This is a genomic window from Pseudomonas sp., assembly GCF_036387035.1.
GTDB lineage: Bacteria > Pseudomonadota > Gammaproteobacteria > Pseudomonadales > Pseudomonadaceae > Aquipseudomonas.
The window spans coordinates 25880-47270 of record NZ_DASVUM010000087.1; the positions used below are offsets into that span (position 1 = coordinate 25880).

Here is a 21391-nt window from a genome sequence, read left to right on the forward strand (position 1 = left end):
ACACGTCTTAATTCAACATTAACGAGGCGCCAACTCTCTCAAATGGCGTGCAACAGCAATCCAGGCACCGATATACCCCAACAGCACCGCGCCAAGCAAGAGCGACAGACCGTCGGAGACAGGCACGCCGGCGAGGGCAAAGTTACTGCCATACAGCCCGGCCAGCCGGACCACCGCCTCGTTCAGCCAGTCTAGCCCAAACGCGAGCACGCCCCATGACAAGACCCCGGCACCCAGCCCGTACAACGCACCCATATATAGGAAGGGGCGACGCACATAGCTGTCGGTACCGCCTACCAATTTGATGACCTCGATTTCCGTGCGACGGTTCTCGATGTGCAGACGAATGGTATTGCCGATGACCAGCAGCAGGGCCGCGACCAGCAACACGGTCAGCCCGAAAACAAATCGGTCACCCAGTTTGAGAATGGCTGCGAGACGCTCGACCCAGACCAGATCGAGCTGAGCCTGCTGCACTTTAGGCAACTCGGCCAGGTGCGTACGTAACGCCTCCAGCGCAGCTTTGTCAACTTCCAGCGGTGTCACCAGCACAACGCCGGGCAGCGGGTTTTCAGGCAACTCCTTCAGCGCCTCGCCCAGCCCGGACTGTTTCTGAAATTCGTTAAGCGCCTCATCGCGGCTGATGTACTCGGCATCGGCGACGCCTGCCATTTCCTTGATCTGGCGAACCAGACCTTCGCCTTCACTCGGCGACGCTTCGAGCTGCAAGTACAGGGATATCTGCGCCGCGCGCTGCCACGAACCGCCAAGACGCTCGACATTGCTGAGCAACAAGGACAAGCCCATTGGCAAGCTGAGGGCAATCGCCATTACCAGACAGGTGAAGAAGCTGCCGATGGGCTGTTTGCCCAGACGACGCAAGCTGTCCAGCAGGCTCGACCGGTGAGCCTCGATCCAGGCACTGAACAAGGCGCCGAAACTCGGGCCATCCTCGTCATCGTGTTTCTTTTTCTTTGGCGGCGTCGGATCTGAAGCCTTGGGGGCGACGCGCTCGGAAACCTTGGGGCTGCGAGTGGCACTCATACGCCAGCCTCCCCGTCGCCGATCAGTCGGCCGCGCTGCAATGTCAGCATGCGATGACGCATCCGCGCGATCAGTGCCAGGTCGTGGCTTGCAATCAGCACACTGGTGCCCAGTCGGTTGATGTCTTCGAACACGCCCATGATTTCAGCTGCCAGACGCGGATCGAGGTTACCGGTGGGTTCGTCCGCCAACAGCAGGGCCGGACGGTGAACGATGGCCCGGGCGATGCCAACGCGCTGTTGCTGACCGGTGGACAAGTCGCCCGGGTAAAGCTCGGCTTTGTCCGACAACGCCACGCGCTCCAGGGCCGAATCAACACGCTTGACCACCTCAGTCTTGGACAGGCCGAGGATCTGCAGCGGCAGCGCGACGTTATTGAACACGGTGCGATCGAACAGCAACTGGTGGTTCTGGAACACAACACCGATCTGCCGACGCAGAAACGGAATTTGCGCCGTGCTGATTTGACCCAGGTCCTGACCCGCCAGCAGAAGCTTGCCAGTCGTTGGGCGCTCCATTGCCAGCAACAGGCGCAGCAAAGTGCTCTTCCCCGCGCCGGAGTGGCCGGTTACAAACAGAAATTCGCCACGACGCACTCGAAAGCTCAGCTCATGCAGGCCGACGTGTCCGTTCGGATAGCGTTTACCGACCTGTTCGAAACGAATCATGGGCGCTCCCGCTCAGCGAATAGGGCTTGAACGAACGGCTCGGCTTCGAACGTTCGCAGATCATCGATACCTTCACCGACGCCGATGTAGCGAATCGGCAGGCCGAACTGCTTGGCCAGGGCGAAAATCACGCCACCCTTGGCCGTGCCGTCGAGTTTGGTCAGGGCAAGGCCGGTCAACTGAACGGTCTGGTTGAACTGCTTGGCCTGATTGATAGCGTTCTGGCCCGTGCCGGCGTCCAGCACCAGAAGGACCTCGTGCGGTGCGTCGGCATCAAGCTTGCCGATCACGCGACGAACCTTCTTCAGTTCTTCCATCAAGTTGTCTTTGGTGTGCAGGCGGCCGGCAGTGTCGGCGATCAACACATCCACGCCACGCGCTTTTGCGGCCTGCACGGCGTCAAAAATCACCGAAGCCGAATCAGCGCCCGTGTGCTGAGCAATAACCGGGATCTTGTTGCGCTCGCCCCAGACCTGCAGCTGCTCAACGGCAGCGGCGCGGAAGGTGTCACCCGCCGCCAGCATGACTTTTTTGCCTTCAAGCTGAAGCTTCTTGGCCAGCTTCCCGATGGTGGTGGTTTTGCCCGCCCCATTAACGCCGACGACCAGGATCACGAATGGCTTGTGCTGTGCCGTGATGACCAGTGGCGCTTCCACGGGCTTGAGCATGTCGGTCAGTTCGTTTTGCAGCGACTTGTACAGGGCGTCGCTATCGGTGAGCTGCTTGCGCGCCACCTTCTGCGTCAAGTTGCGCACGATTGCAGACGTTGCTTCCACGCCGACGTCTGCGGTCAGCAGCCGGGTTTCCAGCTCGTCGAGCATGTCGTCGTCGATGGCTTTCTTGCCCAGGAACAGGCTGGCCATGCCTTCGCCCAGGCTGGCGCTGGTTTTCGACAGGCCCTGCTTCAGGCGCGCAAAGAACCCCGGTTGCTTGGGCTCGGCGACCCCTTCGACCGGAACAGGCGCCACCTGGGGGTCGAGAACCGGCGCCACCGACGGGGCTGGAATCACCGGCGCGACGGACAACGGCGGCGTCAGCGAGGGGAGATCGCTGCCAGAAACCGGGTCAGGAAGTGCAACAGGGACCGGCTCGATGGAGGGAGCGACTTCGAACGATGTGGTGTCAATGATCGCCGGCGGGGCAGGCACATCCGGCAACGGCACGGCGGCAGACGCCACGTTGGACTCAGTGTGAGCCGGAATGGACGGTGTAACGTGAGGCTCGCGCTCGTCGGTGAAGGCCACAGGCTCTTCGGCGACCGGCAGGTGCAGCCATGGCTCCTCGGCAACGGCAGGGGAAGGTGCTTCAGTCGCGGCAGTTTCTGGCAAGCGCTGCGGCGCGGGTTGTGGCGCGCGCTCGGCAGGGATGACGGGCGCGTTGTTCTGCTCAGCGGCAGCCGGCGCCTGATCGAGCCCGGAGTCTGGCGCTGTTGCGGGGGTATTCTGAGGCGGCTCGGGAGTGGCTTCCTGCGGCTTCTTGCGCAGCCATCCGAACAGGCCTTTCTTCTCGCCAGCCGGAGCTGGGGTCTTCTTGTCGTCGTTGGAACCAAACATGGAGGACGGCTATCTCACGGTAACGACGCGCCAGAGCGGCGCCTCTGAAAAATTCTGTATGCGAAGCAGACTGCTTTTATGTCCGCTTGTTCATAGGTTGCCCGCCACAGTGGCAGCGCAGCCATACTGACTACATCGCTCAGGCCATTTCTTACGAAGCGTGTTTACAACTCAGACATCTTAGACATAGTCGCCGAACAAACTGGCCGCTATCCTAGGGCGTGTCATCACATATTTCCACCACCGCGTTGCCGCCTAAAAGCGCGCCAGACAAGGCGTAGGCCGCAGGGAATGTGCGTTTCCTTGCCAAGGCCTGCAACGCAGTATGGCGCGTTTTTAGGCGACAACCCGTAGGGCCGGGCCTGAGATTGTGCAGGGCTGCGTTACTCGTCGTTTGTTTGGAATGACCAAACCACTCTCCTCGCGCCTTGCCCTGCGCAATCTCAGACTCCGGCGCGGTGGTGGAAATATGTGATGATACGCCCTAACCCCCGCGCCCGCTGACGCTAAGCAGGCCGTCTCCAAGGTTCAAATCACGAATGAATGCTCTTGCCCGCTGCGCCGCAGGCCTGCTGCTCAGCACAATCTGTTTGCCCTTCGCCGCACTGGCTGCCGACCCACAACCCACCACCGAGTTCACGCTGGCCAACGGCTTGAAGGTCGTTGTGCGTGAGGATCACCGCGCGCCAGTCGTGGTTTCGCAGGTCTGGTACAAGGTCGGCTCCAGTTACGAGACGCCTGGCCAGACAGGCCTGTCCCATGCCCTGGAACACATGATGTTCAAGGGCAGCTCCAAGGCCGGCCCTGGCGAAGCGTCGCTGATCCTGCGCGACCTGGGTGCTGAAGAGAACGCCTTCACCAGCGACGACTACACCGCTTATTACCAGGTACTGGCCCGGGATCGGCTGGCGGTTGCCTTCGAACTGGAAGCCGACCGCATGGCCACACTGCGCCTGCCGCCGGAAGAGTTCGCTCGGGAAATCGAAGTCATCAAGGAAGAGCGCCGCTTGCGCACCGACGACAAGCCGAACGCCAAAGCCTACGAGCGCTTCAAAGCCCTCGCCTATCCCGCCAGCGGCTACCACACGCCGACCATTGGCTGGATGGCGGACCTGGACCGCATGACAGTCGGCGAGCTGCGCCACTGGTATGAATCCTGGTACGTGCCCAACAACGCCACCCTGGTGGTGGTCGGTGATGTGAAGCCCGATGAAGTGAAAGCCTTGGCGGAGCGATTCTTCGGCCCGGTGCCGCGCCGCGACGTGCCTGCGTCGAAAAAGCCGCTCGAGCTCGCCGAGCCCGGCCTGCGCCAGATCACCGTGCATGTCGCCACGCAGATGCCCAGCCTGATGTATGGCTTCAATGTGCCCAGCCTGTCCACCGCCACCGACCCGCAATCGGTCAACGCGCTGCGCCTGATTTCGGCCCTGCTGGATGGCGGTTATAGCGCTCGCATCCCGACCCGTCTGGAACGCGGCGAAGAACTGGTCACCGGCGCTTCATCCGACTACGACGCCTACACCCGCGGCGACAGCCTGTTTACCATCAGCGCCACCCCCAATCAGCAGAAGAAGAAAACCCTCGCCGACGCTGAAGCGGGCATCTGGCGCCTGCTCGACGAGTTGAAAACCAAACCGCCCGCCAAGGAAGAACTTGAACGGGTCCGAGCCCAGGTAATTGCAGGACTTGTGTACGAGCGTGATTCCATTACCAGCCAGGCCAGCACCATTGGCGAGCTGGAAACCGTCGGCCTGTCCTGGACGCTCATCGATCAGGAATTGGGAGCACTGCAAAGCGTGACCCCGGAAGACATTCAGAAAGCCGCGCGTACTTACTTCACCCGCGAGCGCCTTGCCGTTGCGCATGTTTTGCCTGAGGAGAAAGCCCAATGACCCCGCGCGACGAATCCCGCTGTGCACGAACGCGGGCCTGCTCATTCGTATTTGCCGTGACGTTCGGCCTGCTCGGTGCCGCACCGGTAATGGCGGAGACTGCCGCCGATGCCCCGAAAGCCATCGACAAGGCTGCCAGCACGCTGGAATCTCTCAAAGAACTGGACGGCAAGGCGCCAGCCCGCCGTTCGCTGAATATTCAGTCGTGGAATACGGCCGAAGGCGCACGGGTGCTCTTTGTTGAAGCCCATGAGCTGCCCATGTTCGATATGCGCCTGCTGTTTGCGGCCGGTAGCAGCCAGGATGGCGCCACCCCCGGAATCGCGCTGGTGACCAACGCGATGCTCAACGAAGGCGTCAAAGGCAAGAACGTCAGCGCCATCGCGGAGGGTTTCGAAGGGCTGGGTGCTGACTTCGGCAACGGCTCTTACCGCGACATGGCGATCGCCTCGCTGCGCAGCCTGAGCGCCGCCGACAAGCGTGAGCCCGCGCTTGAATTGTTTGCCGAAGTGGTGGGCAAACCGACATTCCCGGCGGACTCACTGGCGCGGATAAAAAACCAATTGCTGGCGAGCTTCGACTATCAAAAGCAGAACCCGGGCAGCCTCGCAGGCGATGAGCTCTTCAAGCGGCTATACGGCGATCATCCTTACGCGCACCCGAGCATGGGCACGGCGAAAAGCATCGCGCCCCTTACGCTGGCTCAGCTGAAGGCTTTTCACGCCAAGGCCTACGCGGCCGGCAATGCCGTCATCGCACTGGCCGGCGACCTGACACGCGCCGAGGCTGAAGCGGTGGCAGCGCGAGTTTCCGCCTCGCTGCCCAAAGGTCCGGCGCTGGCGAAAACCGTCGCGCCAACCGAGCCCAAGCCGAGTGAGACTCACATTGAGTTTCCGTCCAAGCAGACGCACCTGATGCTGGCTGAACTGGGCATTGCACGCGGCGATCCTGATTACGCAGCCCTGTCACTGGGCAATTCGGTCCTGGGAGGCGGTGGTTTCGGCAGCCGTCTGATGACCGAAGTCCGGGAAAAACGCGGCCTGACGTACGGCGTTTCATCGGGCTTCACGCCCATGCAGGCACAAGGTCCGTTTATGATCAGCCTGCAGACCCGGGCCGAGCTGAGCGAAAACACCCTCAAACTGGTCAAGGACATCACCCGCGACTTCCTTGCCAACGGCCCGACCCAGAAAGAGCTCGACGATGCCAAGCGCGAATTGGCCGGCAGCTTTCCTCTGGCGACTGCCAGCAATGCGGCGATCGTTGGCCAACTGGGCGCCGTCGGCTTTTATAATCTGCCGCTGACGTACCTCGAAGATTTCATGACGCAGTCCCAGAGCGTGACGGTCGAGCAGATCAAGACCGTGATGAACAAACACCTGGACGCTGACAAGCTGGTGGTCGTGACGGCAGGTCCGACTGTCGCGCAGAAGCCACTGCCGCCCCCTACTGACAAACCCGCCGAGCAACCACTCGGCGTTCCGGAGCACTGATGACCTCGACTTCCAAGCCGCCGCGTATTCACAAAGGGCACAAAATCCACACAGGCCTGGGCCAACTGCGGATCATCGGCGGCGAATGGCGCAGTCGGCGTCTGAGTTTCCCTGACGCACCGGGCCTGCGCCCGACGCCGGATCGCGTGCGTGAAACCCTGTTCAACTGGCTGGCGCCCTACATCGAGGGCGCGCGCGTGCTCGATCCGTTCGCCGGCAGCGGCGCGCTGTACCTCGAAGCCCTCTCGCGCGGCGCCAGCATGGGGCTGGCGCTGGACACCAACTCGACGGCGATCTCCAGCCTGCGCGAACACCTGGGCACGCTGCGTTGCACCGTTGGCAAAACCGCAACCGGCGATGCGCTCCGCCACCTGGAGAGTCAGACTGCGGAACAATTTGACGTCGTGTTTCTGGACCCGCCGTTCCACCAGGACCTGCTGATGCCTGCGTGCGCGCTGCTTGAAGAGCGCAACTGGCTGGCGGACAACGCGTGGATCTACACCGAAAGCGAAACCGCGCCGTCCACGCTGGGCATGCCCGCCAACTGGCGCCTGCACCGTGAGAAAAAAGCCGGCCAGGTTCATTACGCACTGTGGGAACGAAGTGTCCTCGCGAGCTGACCTTGCCGGCTTCATCCCGGCCTTTGGCTTGGGCAACCCGCATCTGCAGACGTTGTGGGGCCCGCTCTGGCGCCCGACCACTCACCTGGACCGACGGCGCGAGCGCATCTGGCTGGAAGATGGCGACTTTCTCGACATGGACTGGCACGGCCCTCATGACGCAAACGTGCCGGTCGTGCTGGTGCTGCACGGCTTGACCGGCTCGTCCAACTCCCCCTATGTGGCAGGGCTGCAGCAGGCGATGGAAAAACGCGGCTGGGCGAGTGTCGCCCTGAACTGGCGAGGCTGTTCCGGGGAGCCTAACCTGCTGCCTCGCAGCTATCACTCGGGCGCCAGTGAAGATCTTGCGGCCGTGATCGATCATCTTCGCAAGGCCCGGCCGTTGGCGCCGCTATATGCCGTCGGGTATTCCCTGGGCGGCAACATCTTGCTCAAGCACCTCGGAGAAACCGGGCTCGACAGCCACCTGCAAGGGGCTGTGGCGGTGTCGGTGCCGTTTCGCCTGGACGAGTGCGCCGACCGTATCGGACTGGGGTTTTCCAAAGTCTATCAACGCCATTTCATGCGCGAGATGGTGGGCTACATCAAGGACAAGCAGAGACGCTTTCAGCATGAGGGGCTCAGCGATGGGCTGGCGGAACTGGCAGCACTGGGTTCGCTGAAAGACCTGCGCACGTTCTGGGAATTCGACGGGCGCGTGACGGCCCCGCTCAATGGATTCCTGGATGCTCATGATTACTATAAGCGCGCCTCCAGTCGGTACTTCCTCGGCGCCATTCGTACGCCAACCCTGCTGATTCAGTCTCTGGACGATCCCTTCGTGTTCAAGCACAGCCTGCCTGACGCGTCCGAGCTATCGCCCGGCACCGAGTTTGATCTGCAGAAAAAAGGCGGACACGTAGGTTTCGTCGGCGGCACGGTCAGAACGCCAACGTATTACCTGGAGCAACGAATTCCGGCGTGGCTGACGGATGTCCATGGCGCGCGGGCAGGCCTCTAGCGCTGCACGATCGTTCAAGACACCCAGGCGTCGCCCGCTTACCATCCGGGTCATAAGGAGAACAATCATGTCCCGGAATCAATTCTTCGCGCGCGGCCTTCGCGACAGCGTGCCAATGCTGGTCGGCATTGCCCCGTTCGGCATCATCTTCGGCACCCTGGCCGGTGTTGGCGGGCTGACGCTTTGGCAGGCGGTTGGCATGTCAATGTTCGTTTACGCGGGCTCGGCGCAATTCATCGTTGTCAGCCTGATGGGTGCCGGCGCCGGTGCGGTGGTGATTCTGTTGACGACGTTCATCGTCAACCTGCGTCACGTCCTGTACAGCGCAACCTTGCAGCCACAGGTGCAAGGTCTGCCGCAGCGCTGGCGATTGTTGCTGGCGTTCTGGTTGACGGACGAAACCTTCGCCATCGTTCAACGCCATTATCTGGTCCACGGCCGGACACCGTTGGCGCACTGGTATTGGCTGGGGGTGGCGAGTTCGCTTTACACCTGCTGGGTGAGCTGCTCCTGGGTCGGTGTGTTGTTTGGTCAGGCCTTTCCCGACATGGCCAGTTGGGGCCTGGAGTTCGCGATGTTGGCCACCTTCATCGGCATCGTCGTGCCACTGCTGCGCAACCGGCCCCAGATCGCGGCCGCGGTCGTCGCTGGCGCGGTTGCCCTGCTGACGTGGTCCTGGCCTTGCAAGTTAGGCCTCATGGCTGCAGCCTTCAGCGGCATCGCGGCGGGGGTGCTTCTGGAAAGACGACAGGTCGCGAAGCAGGATGACATGCCCGCAAACGAGGTGCGCCCATGACCTATTGGTGGCTGATGCTGGGCATGGCGGCGATCACCTTTCTGATGCGCTACAGCTTGTTCGCCTGGCCGAACCTGCGTTTCCCGCCACTGGTGCGCCAAGGGTTGCATTACGTACCCACCGCCGTGCTGACGGCCATTGTGGTGCCCGGCATGTTGCTACCCGACGGCACGCACTGGCAGCTGTCGCTGGACAATGCCTACTTGCTGGCCGGGATCGTGTCGATCGGCATCGCGGCCATCACCCGCCATCTTCTGGCGACCATTGGCGGTGGATTGGCCGTGTTCTTCGCACTGCGCTGGGCGATGGGGCAGATCTGAGACAGGCACTGCTGCCTCAGTCCCCAGTCGCCACGCCACGCTGCGGATCATTGATCCACTCGCTCCAGGACCCCGCGTATAACGCACCCAGCGGATACCCGGCGAGGCAGAGCGCAAACAGGTTGTGGCATGCCGTCACGCCGGAGCCGCAATAGGCGACCAGCTCGTCGACAGGACGCCCCTGAAGCGCCTCGTCGAACCGCCGTTTCAGCTGGTCGGCCGGAAGAAAACGCCCGTCCGGTCCGAGGTTGTCGGTGAACGCCGCGCATTGCGCGCCAGGAATGTGCCCGGCAATAGGATCGATCGGCTCGACTTCACCCCGAAACCGCGCGGGCGCACGCGCGTCGATCAGCGTCATGGCGGGACGCCCGATACGGGCCTGCAGCTCCTGGGCTGTCAGCACGATCGAGTCATCCGGCACGCCGTCGAATGAGCCCTGAGGCTGCTGCGGAGGATCAAGGCTGAGCGGCAAACCCGCGGCATGCCAGGCCTTGAGCCCGCCATCGAGCACATACACACCGTCGCGCTTGCCCAACCATGCCAGCAGCCACCAGGCCCGGGCGGCGTAAGCACCCGGACCATCGTCATATAGCACGACATCGCTCTGATTGTTCACGCCCCAAAACCGCAAGCGCTCAATCAGCGTCTTTGGGTCCGGCAGCGGATGGCGACCGGTCACACCTTTGGCGATGGTCCCGCTGAGATCGTTGAGCAAGTCAGCGTAGGAAGCACCTTCAATATGGCCCTCTGAGTAGCTGCGCTGGCCGTAGTCCAAATCGTCCAGCGACGAACGACAATCCAGGACGACAAGCCCGGGCTGCGTCAGACGTTCTGACAATTGTTGCGGGCTGATCAATTGTGCGATGGACATGACAGGCTCCTGCAGGCAGTGAAAGTGGAATATGACAATCGGCTAGTGAGGTGACTGCGGTCAGCCAGCGGCCTCCAGTGCCTTGGCCAGGGGCACATAAAACTCTGCGCACAGCGCGTTCACGGCTTCTCGGGCCTGGGGCGTGACGTAAGCCAATTCCAGCATCAGCACCTGGTAAACGCCCCTTCGAATCGCGTCGTCATTCACGTGAGCCGCATGTTCCCGGGTCGTGCAAAGAAACCGCACCCAGGACGTCAGAATAATCCAGGCATTGAGCGTCAGCGATTCGATCTGGACCTTGTCCATGCTGAGGATCTGCGCGTCGACAAAGCCGCTGTAGATGGACATCGCCTTGATCAGGCAGTGCTGGGAAAAGCGCCGGTAACGCACCGCCAACTCAGGGTCCGTTTCAAGCAGATGCTCGAGATCGCGGTGCAGAAAACGGTAGCGCCACATGCCGTCGAGAATCGCCATCAAGTAATGACGCTTGTCTTCGACGCTGGGCAAACGGCCCTTGGGCGGGTGCAGGAAGCTGTCGACCAGCGTTTCGTATTCGGTGAAAAGCTCAGCGATGATCGCCTGCTTGTTGGGGAAGTGGTAGTACAGATTGCCGGGCGACATTTCCATGTGCGCCGCGATGTGATTGGTGCTCACGCTGCGCTCGCCCTGCTGATTGAACAGCTCCAGGCTGCTGTGCACGATGCGTCCACGGGTGCTGATGCGTACGGTTTTGATGCGCGGCGCCATGTTCAACTCGAACGTCGAAACGTAACAGGGATGTGCTGGATCTTAACGCAAGCGTTGAACCCGTTGCAGACTTCATCGCTCCACGGCGGTCGCCACCTTGAGCCGCACCATCGCCGCTGCGCCGAAGCCGACCACGCCTGCCCCCAACGCGCTGATCAAAATAACCGCGCGCAGCCCGAGGGGCGCCGTCAGCACCCCGACCAGCAGACCGGCGAGCGGTTGCGACAGGTTATTCAGCAGCGTGATGACGCCCACTGTCTTGCCAAAATCGCGCGCCGGGATGACCCGCTGCCGAACGGTGCGCATATAGACATTGAACACTTTGTCGAAGCCGACAATCAGCAGAAAGCCGACAAGGTAGAGCCCCGATGAAGCACTGGTGGCGGTAACGAGTGCGCCCAGCAGCAAGGCGATGTAAGACATCACACCGAGCAGTTTCAGCGGCAGGCTGATGCGGGCCAGCACGAAGAGGATCGCAATGGTCACCAAAGCGCCGGCTGCCTGCAGGCCGGCGTAGAAGTCTTTGCTCTCGCCAAACGAGCCGATCACCATCGCTGCCGAGCTCGCCAGGGTGACGCCGACGATCAGGTTGACCCCGACGGCCAGCAAAATGATTTTCTGAAGCTCGGGCAGTCGCCGAATGTGACCTAGGGCGATTCCAAGCGGCTGCGTCCAGATGCCTGCGTGCTGCTCGAAGCGTTGCAGGGTGACATCGCTTTTGCGTTGCCAGATGCGCATGGCCACATCAGCCGCAACGAAAACCAGCGCCACACCGATGACGACGCCCCACCAGGGACACACCTCCAGCGCAAGCGCTGCCAGCAGCGGCCCAAGCACCAGGCCGCTCTGATCGGCAATCTGGGAGTAGGAGAGCGTCTTGCCGTAGCGGTAATCCGGGAAGATATGCGGCATCACTACCTCTCGGGCCATGATGCCCTGAGTGGTCAGAATGCCGCAGATTGCCGACAGCCCGATCAGCCAGCCGATGCCGCCAAACAGGCCGTACAGGCCCATCGCGACCAGACACACGGCGGCGCGGTAGATCTGGCTGATGTGAAGCAGCCGGATGGGTGAACAGGTGTCGCAAAGCGCGCCGCAAAGCGGGAATGCAAGAAAGCGCGGCAACGTCTCGACAAAGAACGCCAGGCCTGCCAGAGACGCGCTGTTAGTGGTCTGGAAAACGATCAGCGGCACCAGAAACAGGAGAACCTGATCGGCGAGCCGTGAGAGAAAAAGGGAAATGAAAAACGCCAGATAGTCCGTGCGCATCAAGACTCCGTGTCAGGTAGTGCGGGGCCGTGGTGAAAATGTAGTCCCGGCAGTCTGGCGTGCGCCTGTGACCGAGCGCAAGCGCCGCTGACGTCATAGCGCCATTATCCATAAATTCAACCACACCCTTCGGCGACTTGGCCGACCCATCCCGCTGAGCTACCATCGAGTCCCCAACGAACTCCGACCAGGACGACGCGATGAACCGAGTGTTGTACCCCGGCACCTTCGACCCTATCACCAAGGGTCATGGCGATCTGGTTGAACGCGCCTCGCGCCTGTTCGATCAAGTGGTCATTGCCGTCGCCGCCAGCCCCAAGAAAAATCCGCTGTTCCCGCTGGAGCAACGTGTTGCGCTCGCCCGCGAAGCGACCAAACACCTGCCCAACGTGGAAGTCGTGGGGTTTTCGACGCTGCTGGCGCACTTCGCCCAGGAACAGAACGCCAACATTCTGCTGCGCGGCCTGCGTGCGGTTTCCGATTTCGAGTACGAATTTCAGCTCGCCAACATGAACAAGCAACTGGCACCGGACGTCGAAAGTCTTTTTCTTACGCCATCAGAACGCTATTCGTTCATTTCATCTACGCTGGTCAGGGAAATCGCAGCGTTAGGCGGTGATATCACCAAATTCGTACATCCTGCCGTGGCCCAGGCGCTGAGCGAACTTTTCAAAGCCTGAAGCCTTGCGTCGAGGCGAGGTGCATACCGAGCGCTAATGCGGCACAATTCGCCGCATTCGTTTTGATATGCCCGGTCCCGACCGTGGCAGGAGTATCCATGTCCCTGATCATCACCGACGATTGCATCAATTGCGACGTCTGCGAACCCGAGTGCCCGAACGAAGCGATTTCCCAAGGCGAAGAGATCTACGTGATCAATCCCAACCTGTGCACCGAATGCGTAGGCCACTATGACGAGCCGCAGTGTCAGCAAGTCTGCCCCGTGGATTGCATTCCGCTGGACGAAAACCACGTGGAGAGCAAGGACGAGCTCATGGCCAAGTACAACCTGATCACCACCAAGGCATAAACCGAACGCATACCCTGTCGGCATACGTGCTTTCGCCGAAGACACTGGCTTATAACGCCCGTTGAATTGAGCGAGACACGCATGATCTCTATGCTGGAACGGATACCTGTTTTGTCAGGCGCAGTGGTTCTGCTGTGCGTTTTTTCGGCCAAGGCCAGTCCCGATCACCCTGATCAGGCCGCCATTGCCAGCCCGCATCCCATCGCCACGGCCGCCGGTCAGGAGATCCTGATCGACGGCGGCAATGCATTCGATGCCGCCATTGCCATCAGCGCCACGCTCGCCGTCGTCGAACCTTACGGATCGGGTCTCGGTGGCGGCGGGTTCTTCCTGCTGCGGCAATCGGGCGACCCTGTTCAGTATCAGTTTCTCGACGCACGTGAAAAAGCGCCCCTCAAAGCCAAACCCAAAATGTTCCATCGCAACGGGATCCTCCAGCCGGACCTGTCCCTGAACGGCCCTCTGGCAGCGGCCATTCCGGGGCTGCCCGCTGCGCTGGTTGAGCTGGCGGAGCGCTACGGTCAGCTACCGCTCTCGATCTCGTTGGCGCCAGCCATTCGGGTCGCCTACCGGGGCTTCAAGGTGGACAGCGTTTATCGCGAGCGCGCCAGTTGGCGGCTTTTCGCGCTGCGCAACAACAAGGAAAGCGCGCGCCTGTTTCTGCGCAACAACGACGTGCCCAACCTGGGTGAAGTGATTACCCAGCCTGAACTGGCGCAAACGCTGGAGCGCCTTGCCGACCAGGGCCGCGCCGGGTTTTATAGCGGCCTGGTGGCCCAGTCGATGGTCAGCGGCGTTCGCCGCGCCGGCGGCATCTGGAATTACCACGACCTTGAAGAATACGAAGTCATAACGCGCACCCCTCTGCGCGTGCAGATGGCCGATCAACGCGAGCTGATCAGCGCACCGCCACCCTCGGCAGGCGGCATTGCTCTGGCCCAGAGCCTGTCCATGCTGCAGCAACTGCCCTGGCGAGAGGCGGGGAAAATCCAGCGAGCGCACTTTGTGATCGAGGCCCTGCGCCGCGCGTACCGTGATCGCGTCTTGCTGGGCGACCCGGACTTTGTGCCCAACCCGGTGGCTCAACTGCTGGACGCCGATTACCTGGAGCAACTGACCACCAGCATCGACCCTCATCGCGCTACGCCCAATAACATCCTGCCGCCCGCACCGCGCTGGCGTGAGGGCGACAACACCAGCCATTTCGCCGTGCTGGATAACGCAGGCAACGCCGTCACGGCGACACTTTCGCTGAATCTGCCCTTCGGCTCCGCGTTTACCGTTCCCGGTACCGGGGTAGTCCTGAACGATGAAATGGACGACTTCGCCATCGACCCTAAAGGCCAGGGCACCTCGGCGCTTCCAGCCGCTCATGCCAACGCCATCGAGCCGGGCAAGCGGCCCCTCTCAAGCATGAGTCCGAGTTTTATCGAAGGCCCGCAGTCGCTCGCCGCCTTTGGTACCCCGGGGGGCAGCCGCATCCCCAGCATGGTATTGCTGTCGATGCTGCAATACCTGGACGGTCAGCCGATCACCAACTGGGTATCAACGCCTCGCTACCACCATCAATACACGCCGGATGTGGTGGAGTACGAGCCGGGCACCTTCACGGAGCACGACTTGGCTGATCTGCGCGAGCGCGGCTATACGCTGAAGGAGACCGCGAAAGATTTTGGCAATCAGCAGGTATTGTTGTGGCACAAGAACAGTGCCCGGGTTGAAGCAGCCAGCGATCCGCGGGGTGTCGGCGTTTCGACGACCTTCAAACCCGATGCCGCGCTGAAGCTGATGCGCGCCTGCGCCGATCAGTCCTGCTTGCCGTAGCCATCTCCGGTGCAACCGAGGCAGCGGACGAAAGCGGCCTTGCCCGGGTCAACGACCAGCGCCTTACCGGTGCGGCCAATGCCGCCACCGGTGGCGGTGAAAGGTAACGCGACGACAAACAGCCCTGCGCCAATGATGGTTGCCGCGATCAGAATCGGCCGTGCAATCAGCAGATCGCCGATCATCGCGTACGCAGGAGGACTCTCGATCTCGTAGACGGGATCACCACTGCCCGCCGCGTCTTGAGCCAGTGCAGGCGTGATTTGCAAACCGAAGAACACGGCCAACGTGGCAGCAAGCAGGCGAAACGGGCTCATGGCATGGTCCTTCAGGCTTTGGCAGAAATGATGCTGTTCACTATAAACACGGCTTGGGCTTACGCAAGAGCCGAGGCGTCTCATTGACGACACACGTCCTGTAGGAGGAGTCGAATAGCGCCCCGGGGTATCAAGCGGCGATTAAGCTCTTCAGGCCGCAGCGCTGCCATGAACTACTTCTGGCATTTCGGGCAGTAGACACTGGTCCGCTGACCCAGCTTCACCTCTCGAAGCGTGGTTCCGCATACCTTGCACGGTTGCCCGCCGCGGCCGTATGCGAACAGCTCCTGCTGGAAGTAGCCCGGCTGGCCGTCTCCGCCGATGAAATCACGCAGCGTGGTACCGCCCCGCTCGATGGCAGCGGCCAGAATGCGTTTGATTTCAATCGCGAGCTTTATATAGCGCACCTTGGAAACGCTCCCGGCGGCGCGACGCGGATCAATGCCGGCGGCAAACAGTGCTTCGGTCGCATAGATATTGCCGACCCCGACGACGATGGCGTTATCCATGATGAACGGCTTCACCGCCATCGCGCGGCCACGGGACATTTCGAACAGACGCAGACCGTCGAACACCTCGGTCAGCGGTTCCGGTCCAAGCCGTGCGAGCAACTCGTGATTGAGCGGGTCGAGGCTCCAGAGCATGGCGCCAAAACGACGAGGGTCGGTGTAGCGCAATGCCATGCCTGACTCGAGTTCGATGTCGACGTGCTCGTGCTTGAGGGGCGGCAAACCGGCGTCCACCAGACGCAAGTTGCCGGACATGCCGAGGTGGCTGATCAACGTGCCGACCTCCGCCTGGATCAACAGATACTTGGCACGCCGCTCGACGGCCACGATCTTCTGCCCCGACAGGCGCACGTCGAGATCTTCGGGGATCGGCCAGCGCAGGCGACGATCACGCACAATGACGCGACTAACGCGCTGGCCCACCAGATGCGGCGCAATGCCCCGGCGGGTGGTTTCGACTTCAGGTAACTCAGGCATGCGGCAGCTCGATGAAGGGCGAAGTCAGGCGTACAGGGTCAGTGCGCGCGCAACTCGCGAATGCTTTCTTTGAGGTTTTCGAAGTCGTAGTCGGAAAAACCGACGTAGTCGAGCACCAGAGGACCAACGCTGTTCCACTCGTGGTCGACGTCCGTGTTGCCCAGAACTCGGTGCGATTCACAGACATGTTCAGCCATTTTGAGGACGGCCAGCATGTTTTTCAGCGGTGCGTTGCGACCCGAGTCGTCCTGAAAAATCGCCAGCGCATTGTGGTGGTTGGCGATCGCATTGCTGACATGTTCAGGCAAACGCCAGGATTTGGCGGTGAAATAACCCACCACGGCGTGGTTGGTATTCAGCAGCCTGTTTTCGGTGTCCACCACCCGGCACTCGGCCGTGGTGTTGGCGTAAGCCTGTTCCAGCACGCTCATGTAATCGGGGAAGCGCTTGATCATCAGCGGCACGCCGCAGTCATGGAACAGACCCAGCGCGTAGGATTCGTCGGCCGTTTGCGAGCCGATGCGCTTGGCCAGCGTCAGACTGGTCATCGCAACGTCCTGGGCGGTGTCCCAGAACCGGTTGAGCACCACGATGGTTTCATCGCTCATCTCGCCCTTGATCGATTGCGCGTTGATCAGATTGATGACCGAGCGACTGCCGAGCAGGTTAACCGCCCGCTGGATCGAGGCGATTTTGTTGCTCAAGCCGTAGTGGCTGGAATTGACGATTTTCAGCAGCGCGCCGGAGAGCCCCGGATCCTGGGAGATCAACCGGGCGATGGCACCCAGGTCAGGGTCGGGCATGTACTGCTCCATCTGCAAATCCACCATGATTTGCGGCTGGGGCGGAACGCTGATGCCTTGTAGCGCCTGCTGGATCTGCTCGGACGTAAGCTCTTGAGACATAACTTCTCACTCGGGTTCAGGGCACGATTCTAACCCCTCGCGCCCATGCGTCGGCAACCGGGTAACGATTCTACGGATCCGACGGACTGCCAGACGGTAATCAAGCACGGCGCGCCTGCCAACCAGATCACGCGGTATACTCCCGCTCTTTTTTCCGGAGCGACGTCATGTCCCTGCCTAGCCTGCGCCTCAAGCCCAACGCCGATCGCCGCCTGCGCGCCGGCCATTTGTGGGTCTACAGCAACGAAATCGACGTCGCTGCCACCCCGCTCAACGGCTTCGCGCCGGGCGCCCAAGCGATTCTTGAAGCCGCTGGCGGCAAGCCGCTGGGCATCGTCGCGATGAGCCCGCAAAACCTGATTTGCGCGCGTTTGCTGTCGCGCGACATCAAGCTGCCCCTCGACAAGTCGTTGCTCGTTCATCGCCTGAACGTCTGCCTGTCGCTGCGCGAGCGTCTGTTCGACAAGCCGTTCTATCGTCTGGTCTATGGCGATTCCGACCTGTTGCCGGGTCTGGTGGTGGACCGCTTCGGTGACATCCTCGTGGTGCAGTTGGCGTCAGCGGCCATGGAGCAACTCAAGGACGACGTACTCGCCGCGCTGATTCAAGTGATCAAGCCGAGCGGCATCCTGCTAAAGAATGACTCTGCCGCGCGCGACGCCGAAGGGTTGAACCGGTACGTCGAGACCGCGTTCGGCCTGGTGCCGGAGTGGGTTGCGCTGGAAGAGAACGGCGTAAAGTTCGAGGCGCCAGTGATGGAAGGTCAGAAGACCGGCTGGTTCTACGACCACCGCATGAACCGCGCGCGTCTCGCACCGTACGCCAAGGGCAAGCGTGTACTGGACCTGTTCAGTTACATCGGCGGCTGGGGCATTCAGGCCGGTGCGTTCGGCGCCAGCGAAGTGTTCTGCGTCGATGCGTCGGCCTTTGCGCTGGACGGCGTGGAGCGCAACGCAGCGCTCAATGGCTTTGCGGAGAAGGTTACTTGCATCGAAGGCGACGTGTTTGAAGCGCTCAAGGAGCTGAAAGCGGCTGAAGAGCGCTTCGACGTGATCATCGCCGACCCGCCTGCGTTCATTAAACGCAAGAAGGACATGAAAAACGGCGAAGGCGCTTACCGTCGCCTGAATGAGCAAGCCATGCGTCTGCTCAGCAAGGACGGCATCCTGGTCAGCGCTTCCTGCTCGATGCACCTGCCGGAGGACGATTTGCAGAACATCCTCCTCACCAGCGCCCGCCATCTGGACCGCAACATCCAGTTGCTGGAGCGCGGCGGGCAGGGTCCGGACCACCCGGTCCACCCTGCTATCCCGGAGACGCGCTACATCAAGAGCATCACCTGCCGGCTATTGCCGAACAGCTGATGCCTGTGGCGTAACGAGCCCGCACACTCCTGCAGGTCAAAATGCAAAACCTGTAGGAGCGTGGCTTGTCCCGCGATTGTGCCGGAAACCGGCAGTGAAACCAGGCGCTTGTGGTGTGCCTGGTTAAATGCCTTCGCAGGGTTGCTGTCGCTTCGCAACAGATCGCGGGACAAGCCACGCTCCTACAGGCCCGCGATCTTCTGTCACACAATTTCGCGTTGATACGATCCTCGAGCCGCTAACGTTTTCCTCACTTTCAAAGATGAGGGCAGCGTATTGTCTGAACTATCCCCCGGCGCACATCGCCTGCGCTTCGGACGTTTTTCCGAAAGCGGCCAAATATATCTCCTAACCAGCGTGACACGAGGTCGCGTGCCTTTCTTCAGCGACTGGCAAACGGGGCGTCTCCTGGTAAACGCGTTTCGCCTCGCAGAGGAAGAAGGCGCCGCAAGATCGTTGGCGTGGGTCGTCATGCCAGACCATTTTCATTGGTTAGTTGAACTTCAGAACGTTCATCTGCCTGTCTTGATGTGTAAAACCAAGTCAAGAGCCGTGCGGGCATTCAACGAGCTCAATGGAGGCAGCCACCGACTATGGCAGAAGGGTTATCACGATCGAACGGTTAGAAAAGAGGAGGATTTGCAAGCGGTCGCGCGTTACATCGTTGCGAATCCCATAAGAGCAGGGTTGGTCACCCGCATTCACGATTACCCGCTCTGGGACGCGATATGGGTGTGATGTGCTATCGCAGTTTGACGGCGGAAAGTCGGTGCCTCATGACAGAGATCATGCCCTCGCGTCTCCCCACCATTCCCTCCCGCCCGCACAGGTGTAGAATCAGCGCTATTCATCGCCAGTCATCCCCCGGCGGGTTTATGAGCTCAGGCTGAGCGTACGGTGATCCCGTATCGTTCGGTTTCTTCGCTGCATCCGGTCACTGCCTTTTGCACCCGACGTCAATAGAAGCTCACTCCCTTCCTTGTTAGCCGATTAGCCGGAGTGCTCCAATGCCTGATTACCGTTCGAAAACGTCCACCCACGGCCGCAATATGGCCGGCGCCCGCGCTCTGTGGCGTGCCACGGGCATGAAGGACGACGACTTCAAAAAGCCGATCATCGCCATCGCCAACTCGTTTACCCAGTTTGTTCCAGGCCACGTCCACTTGAAGGACATGGGTCAACTGGTGGCGCGCGAGATCGAAAAAGCGGGCGGCGTCGCCAAGGAATTCAACACCATCGCTGTCGACGACGGCATCGCCATGGGCCATGACGGCATGCTGTATTCGCTGCCAAGTCGCGAAATCATCGCCGATTCGGTCGAGTACATGGTCAACGCTCACTGCGCCGACGCCATCGTCTGTATCTCCAACTGCGACAAGATCACCCCTGGCATGCTGATGGCTGCATTGCGCCTGAACATCCCGGTGATCTTCGTTTCCGGCGGTCCGATGGAAGCCGGCAAGACCAAACTCGCCAGCCACGGGCTGGATCTGGTCGACGCCATGGTCATCGCCGCAGACTCCACCGCTTCCGACGAGAAAGTCGCCGAATACGAGCGCAGTGCTTGCCCGACGTGCGGCTCGTGCTCCGGGATGTTCACCGCCAACTCCATGAACTGCCTGACCGAAGCCCTGGGCCTTGCGCTGCCGGGCAACGGTTCGACACTGGCGACTCACTCTGATCGCGAGCAGCTGTTCCTGCAGGCTGGCCGCACCATCGTCGACCTGTGCAAAACCTACTACAAAGACAACGACGACTCGGTATTGCCGCGCAACATCGCCAATTTCAAGGCATTTGAAAACGCGATGACCCTCGACATCGCCATGGGTGGCTCGACCAACACCATCCTGCATTTGCTGGCCGCCGCTCAGGAAGCCGAGATCCCGTTTGACCTGCGCGACATCGATCGTCTGTCGCGCCGCGTGCCGCAGCTGTGCAAAGTCGCGCCGAACATCCAGAAGTACCACATGGAAGACGTCCACCGGGCCGGCGGTATCTTCAGTATCCTGGGGTCGCTGGCCCGTGGCGGCCTGCTGCACACTGATCTGCCGACCGTGCACAGCACGTCGATGGAAGAAGCCATCGCCAAGTGGGACATCACCCAGACCGACGACGAAGCGGTTCATCACTTCTTCAAAGCGGGCCCTGCCGGCATTCCGACCCAGACGGCCTTCAGCCAGTCGACCCGGTGGGAAACCCTGGACGACGACCGCGAGAACGGCTGCATCCGTAGCGTCGAGCACGCTTATTCGCAAGAAGGCGGCCTGGCCGTGCTGTACGGCAACATTGCACTCGACGGTTGCGTGGTGAAAACCGCAGGCGTAGACGAGTCGATTCACGTGTTCGAAGGCAACGCCAAGATCTTTGAAAGCCAGGACAGCGCCGTTCGCGGCATTCTGGCGGACGAAGTGAAGGCCGGTGACATCGTGATCATCCGTTACGAAGGCCCGAAAGGCGGCCCGGGCATGCAAGAGATGCTGTACCCGACGTCGTACCTGAAATCCAAAGGCTTGGGCAAAGACTGTGCGCTGCTCACCGACGGGCGTTTTTCCGGCGGGACCTCAGGCCTGTCCATTGGGCACGCCTCTCCTGAAGCAGCGGCGGGCGGCGCAATCGGCCTGGTCCGCGACGGCGACAAAGTGCTGATCGACATTCCGAATCGCTCGATCAACCTGTTGATCGACGACGCGGA

20 protein-coding genes and 1 pseudogene are annotated in these 21391 nt (G+C 61.2%); 12 read left to right on the top strand and 9 right to left on the bottom strand.

Translation table 11 applies throughout. The features are described from left to right. Positions 1-18 precede the first annotated feature (18 nt). From ftsX to ftsY, 3 genes and pseudogenes are all read right to left on the bottom strand, one after another. The gene (gene ftsX / locus VF672_RS08040; protein WP_331103415.1) at positions 19-1044 is read right to left on the bottom strand and encodes a permease-like cell division protein FtsX; all 1026 of its coding nucleotides are present in this window, start codon (positions 1042-1044) and stop codon (positions 19-21) included. Next, entirely contained in the window at positions 1041-1712 is a 672-nt protein-coding gene (gene ftsE / locus VF672_RS08045) for a cell division ATP-binding protein FtsE (RefSeq protein ID WP_037018829.1), read from the bottom strand. The genes ftsX and ftsE overlap by 4 nt, the downstream gene beginning before the upstream one ends. Continuing rightward, positions 1709-2995: pseudogene (gene ftsY / locus VF672_RS08050) on the bottom strand (signal recognition particle-docking protein FtsY); the annotation flags it as partial. The pseudogene ftsY and the gene ftsE, both read right to left, overlap by 4 nt. An 809-nt stretch (positions 2996-3804) precedes the next feature. Between ftsY and VF672_RS08055 the strand changes: the two are divergent. From VF672_RS08055 to VF672_RS08080, 6 genes are all read left to right on the top strand, one after another. Beyond that, positions 3805-5157: a pitrilysin family protein gene (locus tag VF672_RS08055; protein ID WP_331103422.1), complete on the top strand. Its 1353-nt coding sequence runs from the start codon at positions 3805-3807 to the stop codon at positions 5155-5157. 89 nt (positions 5158-5246) lie between these two features. Then, positions 5247-6650, top strand: a complete 1404-nt coding sequence (locus tag VF672_RS08060; protein ID WP_414705583.1) for a M16 family metallopeptidase — start codon at positions 5247-5249, stop codon at positions 6648-6650. Then, complete coding sequence (gene rsmD, locus VF672_RS08065; protein ID WP_331103424.1) at positions 6650-7270, top strand: 16S rRNA (guanine(966)-N(2))-methyltransferase RsmD; 621 nt, start codon at positions 6650-6652, stop codon at positions 7268-7270. The genes VF672_RS08060 and rsmD overlap by 1 nt, the downstream gene beginning before the upstream one ends. Then, a complete protein-coding gene (locus tag VF672_RS08070; RefSeq protein WP_331103426.1) occupies positions 7254-8270 on the top strand; it encodes a hydrolase in 1017 nt (338 codons plus the stop codon). Before rsmD ends, VF672_RS08070 begins: the two co-directional genes overlap by 17 nt. Before the next feature lie 67 nt (positions 8271-8337). After that, entirely contained in the window at positions 8338-9066 is a 729-nt protein-coding gene (locus VF672_RS08075; RefSeq protein ID WP_331103428.1) for an AzlC family ABC transporter permease, read from the top strand. Beyond that, positions 9063-9386 carry an AzlD domain-containing protein gene (locus VF672_RS08080; RefSeq protein ID WP_331103430.1) on the top strand — a complete coding sequence of 108 codons (324 nt, stop codon included), beginning with the start codon at positions 9063-9065 and terminating at the stop codon, positions 9384-9386. Before VF672_RS08075 ends, VF672_RS08080 begins: the two co-directional genes overlap by 4 nt. A 16-nt stretch (positions 9387-9402) precedes the next feature. Here the strand turns inward: VF672_RS08080 and VF672_RS08085 are convergent, their stop codons facing one another. The 3 genes from VF672_RS08085 to VF672_RS08095 form a co-directional block, all read right to left on the bottom strand. Continuing rightward, positions 9403-10257, bottom strand: a complete 855-nt coding sequence (locus tag VF672_RS08085; protein ID WP_331103432.1) for a sulfurtransferase — start codon at positions 10255-10257, stop codon at positions 9403-9405. A 60-nt stretch (positions 10258-10317) separates the two neighbouring features. After that, on the bottom strand, positions 10318-11004 hold the full coding sequence (locus tag VF672_RS08090; RefSeq protein ID WP_331103434.1) for a TetR/AcrR family transcriptional regulator: 687 nt from the start codon (positions 11002-11004) through the stop codon (positions 10318-10320). 72 nt (positions 11005-11076) lie between these two features. Next, positions 11077-12273, bottom strand: a complete 1197-nt coding sequence (locus tag VF672_RS08095; protein WP_331103436.1) for an MFS transporter — start codon at positions 12271-12273, stop codon at positions 11077-11079. A gap of 200 nt (positions 12274-12473) precedes the next feature. On the opposite strand from VF672_RS08095, the gene coaD reads away from it, so the two are divergent. The 3 genes from coaD (at position 12474) to ggt (ending at position 15127) form a co-directional block, all read left to right on the top strand. Beyond that, entirely contained in the window at positions 12474-12953 is a 480-nt protein-coding gene (gene coaD, locus VF672_RS08100) for a pantetheine-phosphate adenylyltransferase (RefSeq protein ID WP_331103438.1), read from the top strand. A 98-nt stretch (positions 12954-13051) separates the two neighbouring features. Further along, positions 13052-13303 (top strand): YfhL family 4Fe-4S dicluster ferredoxin, encoded by a 252-nt coding sequence (locus VF672_RS08105; protein WP_331103440.1) that lies wholly within the window; start codon positions 13052-13054, stop codon positions 13301-13303. 81 nt (positions 13304-13384) lie between these two features. Beyond that, positions 13385-15127 carry a gamma-glutamyltransferase gene (ggt, locus tag VF672_RS08110; protein WP_414705582.1) on the top strand — a complete coding sequence of 581 codons (1743 nt, stop codon included), beginning with the start codon at positions 13385-13387 and terminating at the stop codon, positions 15125-15127. Here ggt and VF672_RS08115 read toward each other — a convergent pair. The 3 genes from VF672_RS08115 to VF672_RS08125 form a co-directional block, all read right to left on the bottom strand. After that, positions 15109-15444 carry a multidrug transporter gene (locus VF672_RS08115; RefSeq protein ID WP_331103442.1) on the bottom strand — a complete coding sequence of 112 codons (336 nt, stop codon included), beginning with the start codon at positions 15442-15444 and terminating at the stop codon, positions 15109-15111. The genes ggt and VF672_RS08115 overlap by 19 nt on opposite strands. Before the next feature lie 173 nt (positions 15445-15617). Further along, positions 15618-16430: a bifunctional DNA-formamidopyrimidine glycosylase/DNA-(apurinic or apyrimidinic site) lyase gene (gene mutM, locus VF672_RS08120; protein WP_331103444.1), complete on the bottom strand. Its 813-nt coding sequence runs from the start codon at positions 16428-16430 to the stop codon at positions 15618-15620. Positions 16431-16468: 38 nt separating this feature from the next. Beyond that, positions 16469-17335, bottom strand: coding sequence for an HDOD domain-containing protein (locus VF672_RS08125; protein WP_331103446.1), 867 nt, complete (start codon positions 17333-17335; stop codon positions 16469-16471). Between the two features lie 167 nt (positions 17336-17502). On the opposite strand from VF672_RS08125, the gene VF672_RS08130 reads away from it, so the two are divergent. The 3 genes from VF672_RS08130 to ilvD form a co-directional block, all read left to right on the top strand. Continuing rightward, positions 17503-18699, top strand: a complete 1197-nt coding sequence (locus tag VF672_RS08130) for a class I SAM-dependent rRNA methyltransferase (RefSeq protein ID WP_331103448.1) — start codon at positions 17503-17505, stop codon at positions 18697-18699. A gap of 276 nt (positions 18700-18975) precedes the next feature. Then, on the top strand, positions 18976-19437 hold the full coding sequence (locus tag VF672_RS08135) for an REP-associated tyrosine transposase (protein ID WP_331103450.1): 462 nt from the start codon (positions 18976-18978) through the stop codon (positions 19435-19437). Between the two features lie 269 nt (positions 19438-19706). Then, positions 19707-21391: dihydroxy-acid dehydratase (ilvD, locus tag VF672_RS08140; protein ID WP_331103452.1), on the top strand; the 1685-nt coding region annotated here is incomplete at its 3' end.

Excerpts from the sequence above, each read along its gene's own strand:
- mutM (WP_331103444.1), bottom strand. The coding sequence starts at position 16,430 with ATGCCTGAGTTACCTGAAGTCGAAACCACCCGCCGGGGCATTGCGCCG.
- ggt (WP_414705582.1), top strand. The coding sequence starts at position 13,385 with ATGATCTCTATGCTGGAACGGATACCTGTTTTGTCAGGCGCAGTGGTT.
- rsmD (WP_331103424.1), top strand. The coding sequence starts at position 6,650 with ATGACCTCGACTTCCAAGCCGCCGCGTATTCACAAAGGGCACAAAATC.
- VF672_RS08105 (WP_331103440.1), top strand. The coding sequence starts at position 13,052 with ATGTCCCTGATCATCACCGACGATTGCATCAATTGCGACGTCTGCGAA.
- VF672_RS08055 (WP_331103422.1), top strand. The coding sequence starts at position 3,805 with ATGAATGCTCTTGCCCGCTGCGCCGCAGGCCTGCTGCTCAGCACAATC.
- ftsX (WP_331103415.1), bottom strand. The coding sequence starts at position 1,044 with ATGAGTGCCACTCGCAGCCCCAAGGTTTCCGAGCGCGTCGCCCCCAAG.
- VF672_RS08060 (WP_414705583.1), top strand. The coding sequence starts at position 5,247 with ATGGCGGAGACTGCCGCCGATGCCCCGAAAGCCATCGACAAGGCTGCC.
- VF672_RS08080 (WP_331103430.1), top strand. The coding sequence starts at position 9,063 with ATGACCTATTGGTGGCTGATGCTGGGCATGGCGGCGATCACCTTTCTG.
- VF672_RS08115 (WP_331103442.1), bottom strand. The coding sequence starts at position 15,444 with ATGAGCCCGTTTCGCCTGCTTGCTGCCACGTTGGCCGTGTTCTTCGGT.
- VF672_RS08090 (WP_331103434.1), bottom strand. The coding sequence starts at position 11,004 with ATGGCGCCGCGCATCAAAACCGTACGCATCAGCACCCGTGGACGCATC.
- VF672_RS08125 (WP_331103446.1), bottom strand. The coding sequence starts at position 17,335 with ATGTCTCAAGAGCTTACGTCCGAGCAGATCCAGCAGGCGCTACAAGGC.
- VF672_RS08095 (WP_331103436.1), bottom strand. The coding sequence starts at position 12,273 with ATGCGCACGGACTATCTGGCGTTTTTCATTTCCCTTTTTCTCTCACGG.
- ftsE (WP_037018829.1), bottom strand. The coding sequence starts at position 1,712 with ATGATTCGTTTCGAACAGGTCGGTAAACGCTATCCGAACGGACACGTC.
- VF672_RS08085 (WP_331103432.1), bottom strand. The coding sequence starts at position 10,257 with ATGTCCATCGCACAATTGATCAGCCCGCAACAATTGTCAGAACGTCTG.
- VF672_RS08075 (WP_331103428.1), top strand. The coding sequence starts at position 8,338 with ATGTCCCGGAATCAATTCTTCGCGCGCGGCCTTCGCGACAGCGTGCCA.
- coaD (WP_331103438.1), top strand. The coding sequence starts at position 12,474 with ATGAACCGAGTGTTGTACCCCGGCACCTTCGACCCTATCACCAAGGGT.
- VF672_RS08130 (WP_331103448.1), top strand. The coding sequence starts at position 17,503 with ATGTCCCTGCCTAGCCTGCGCCTCAAGCCCAACGCCGATCGCCGCCTG.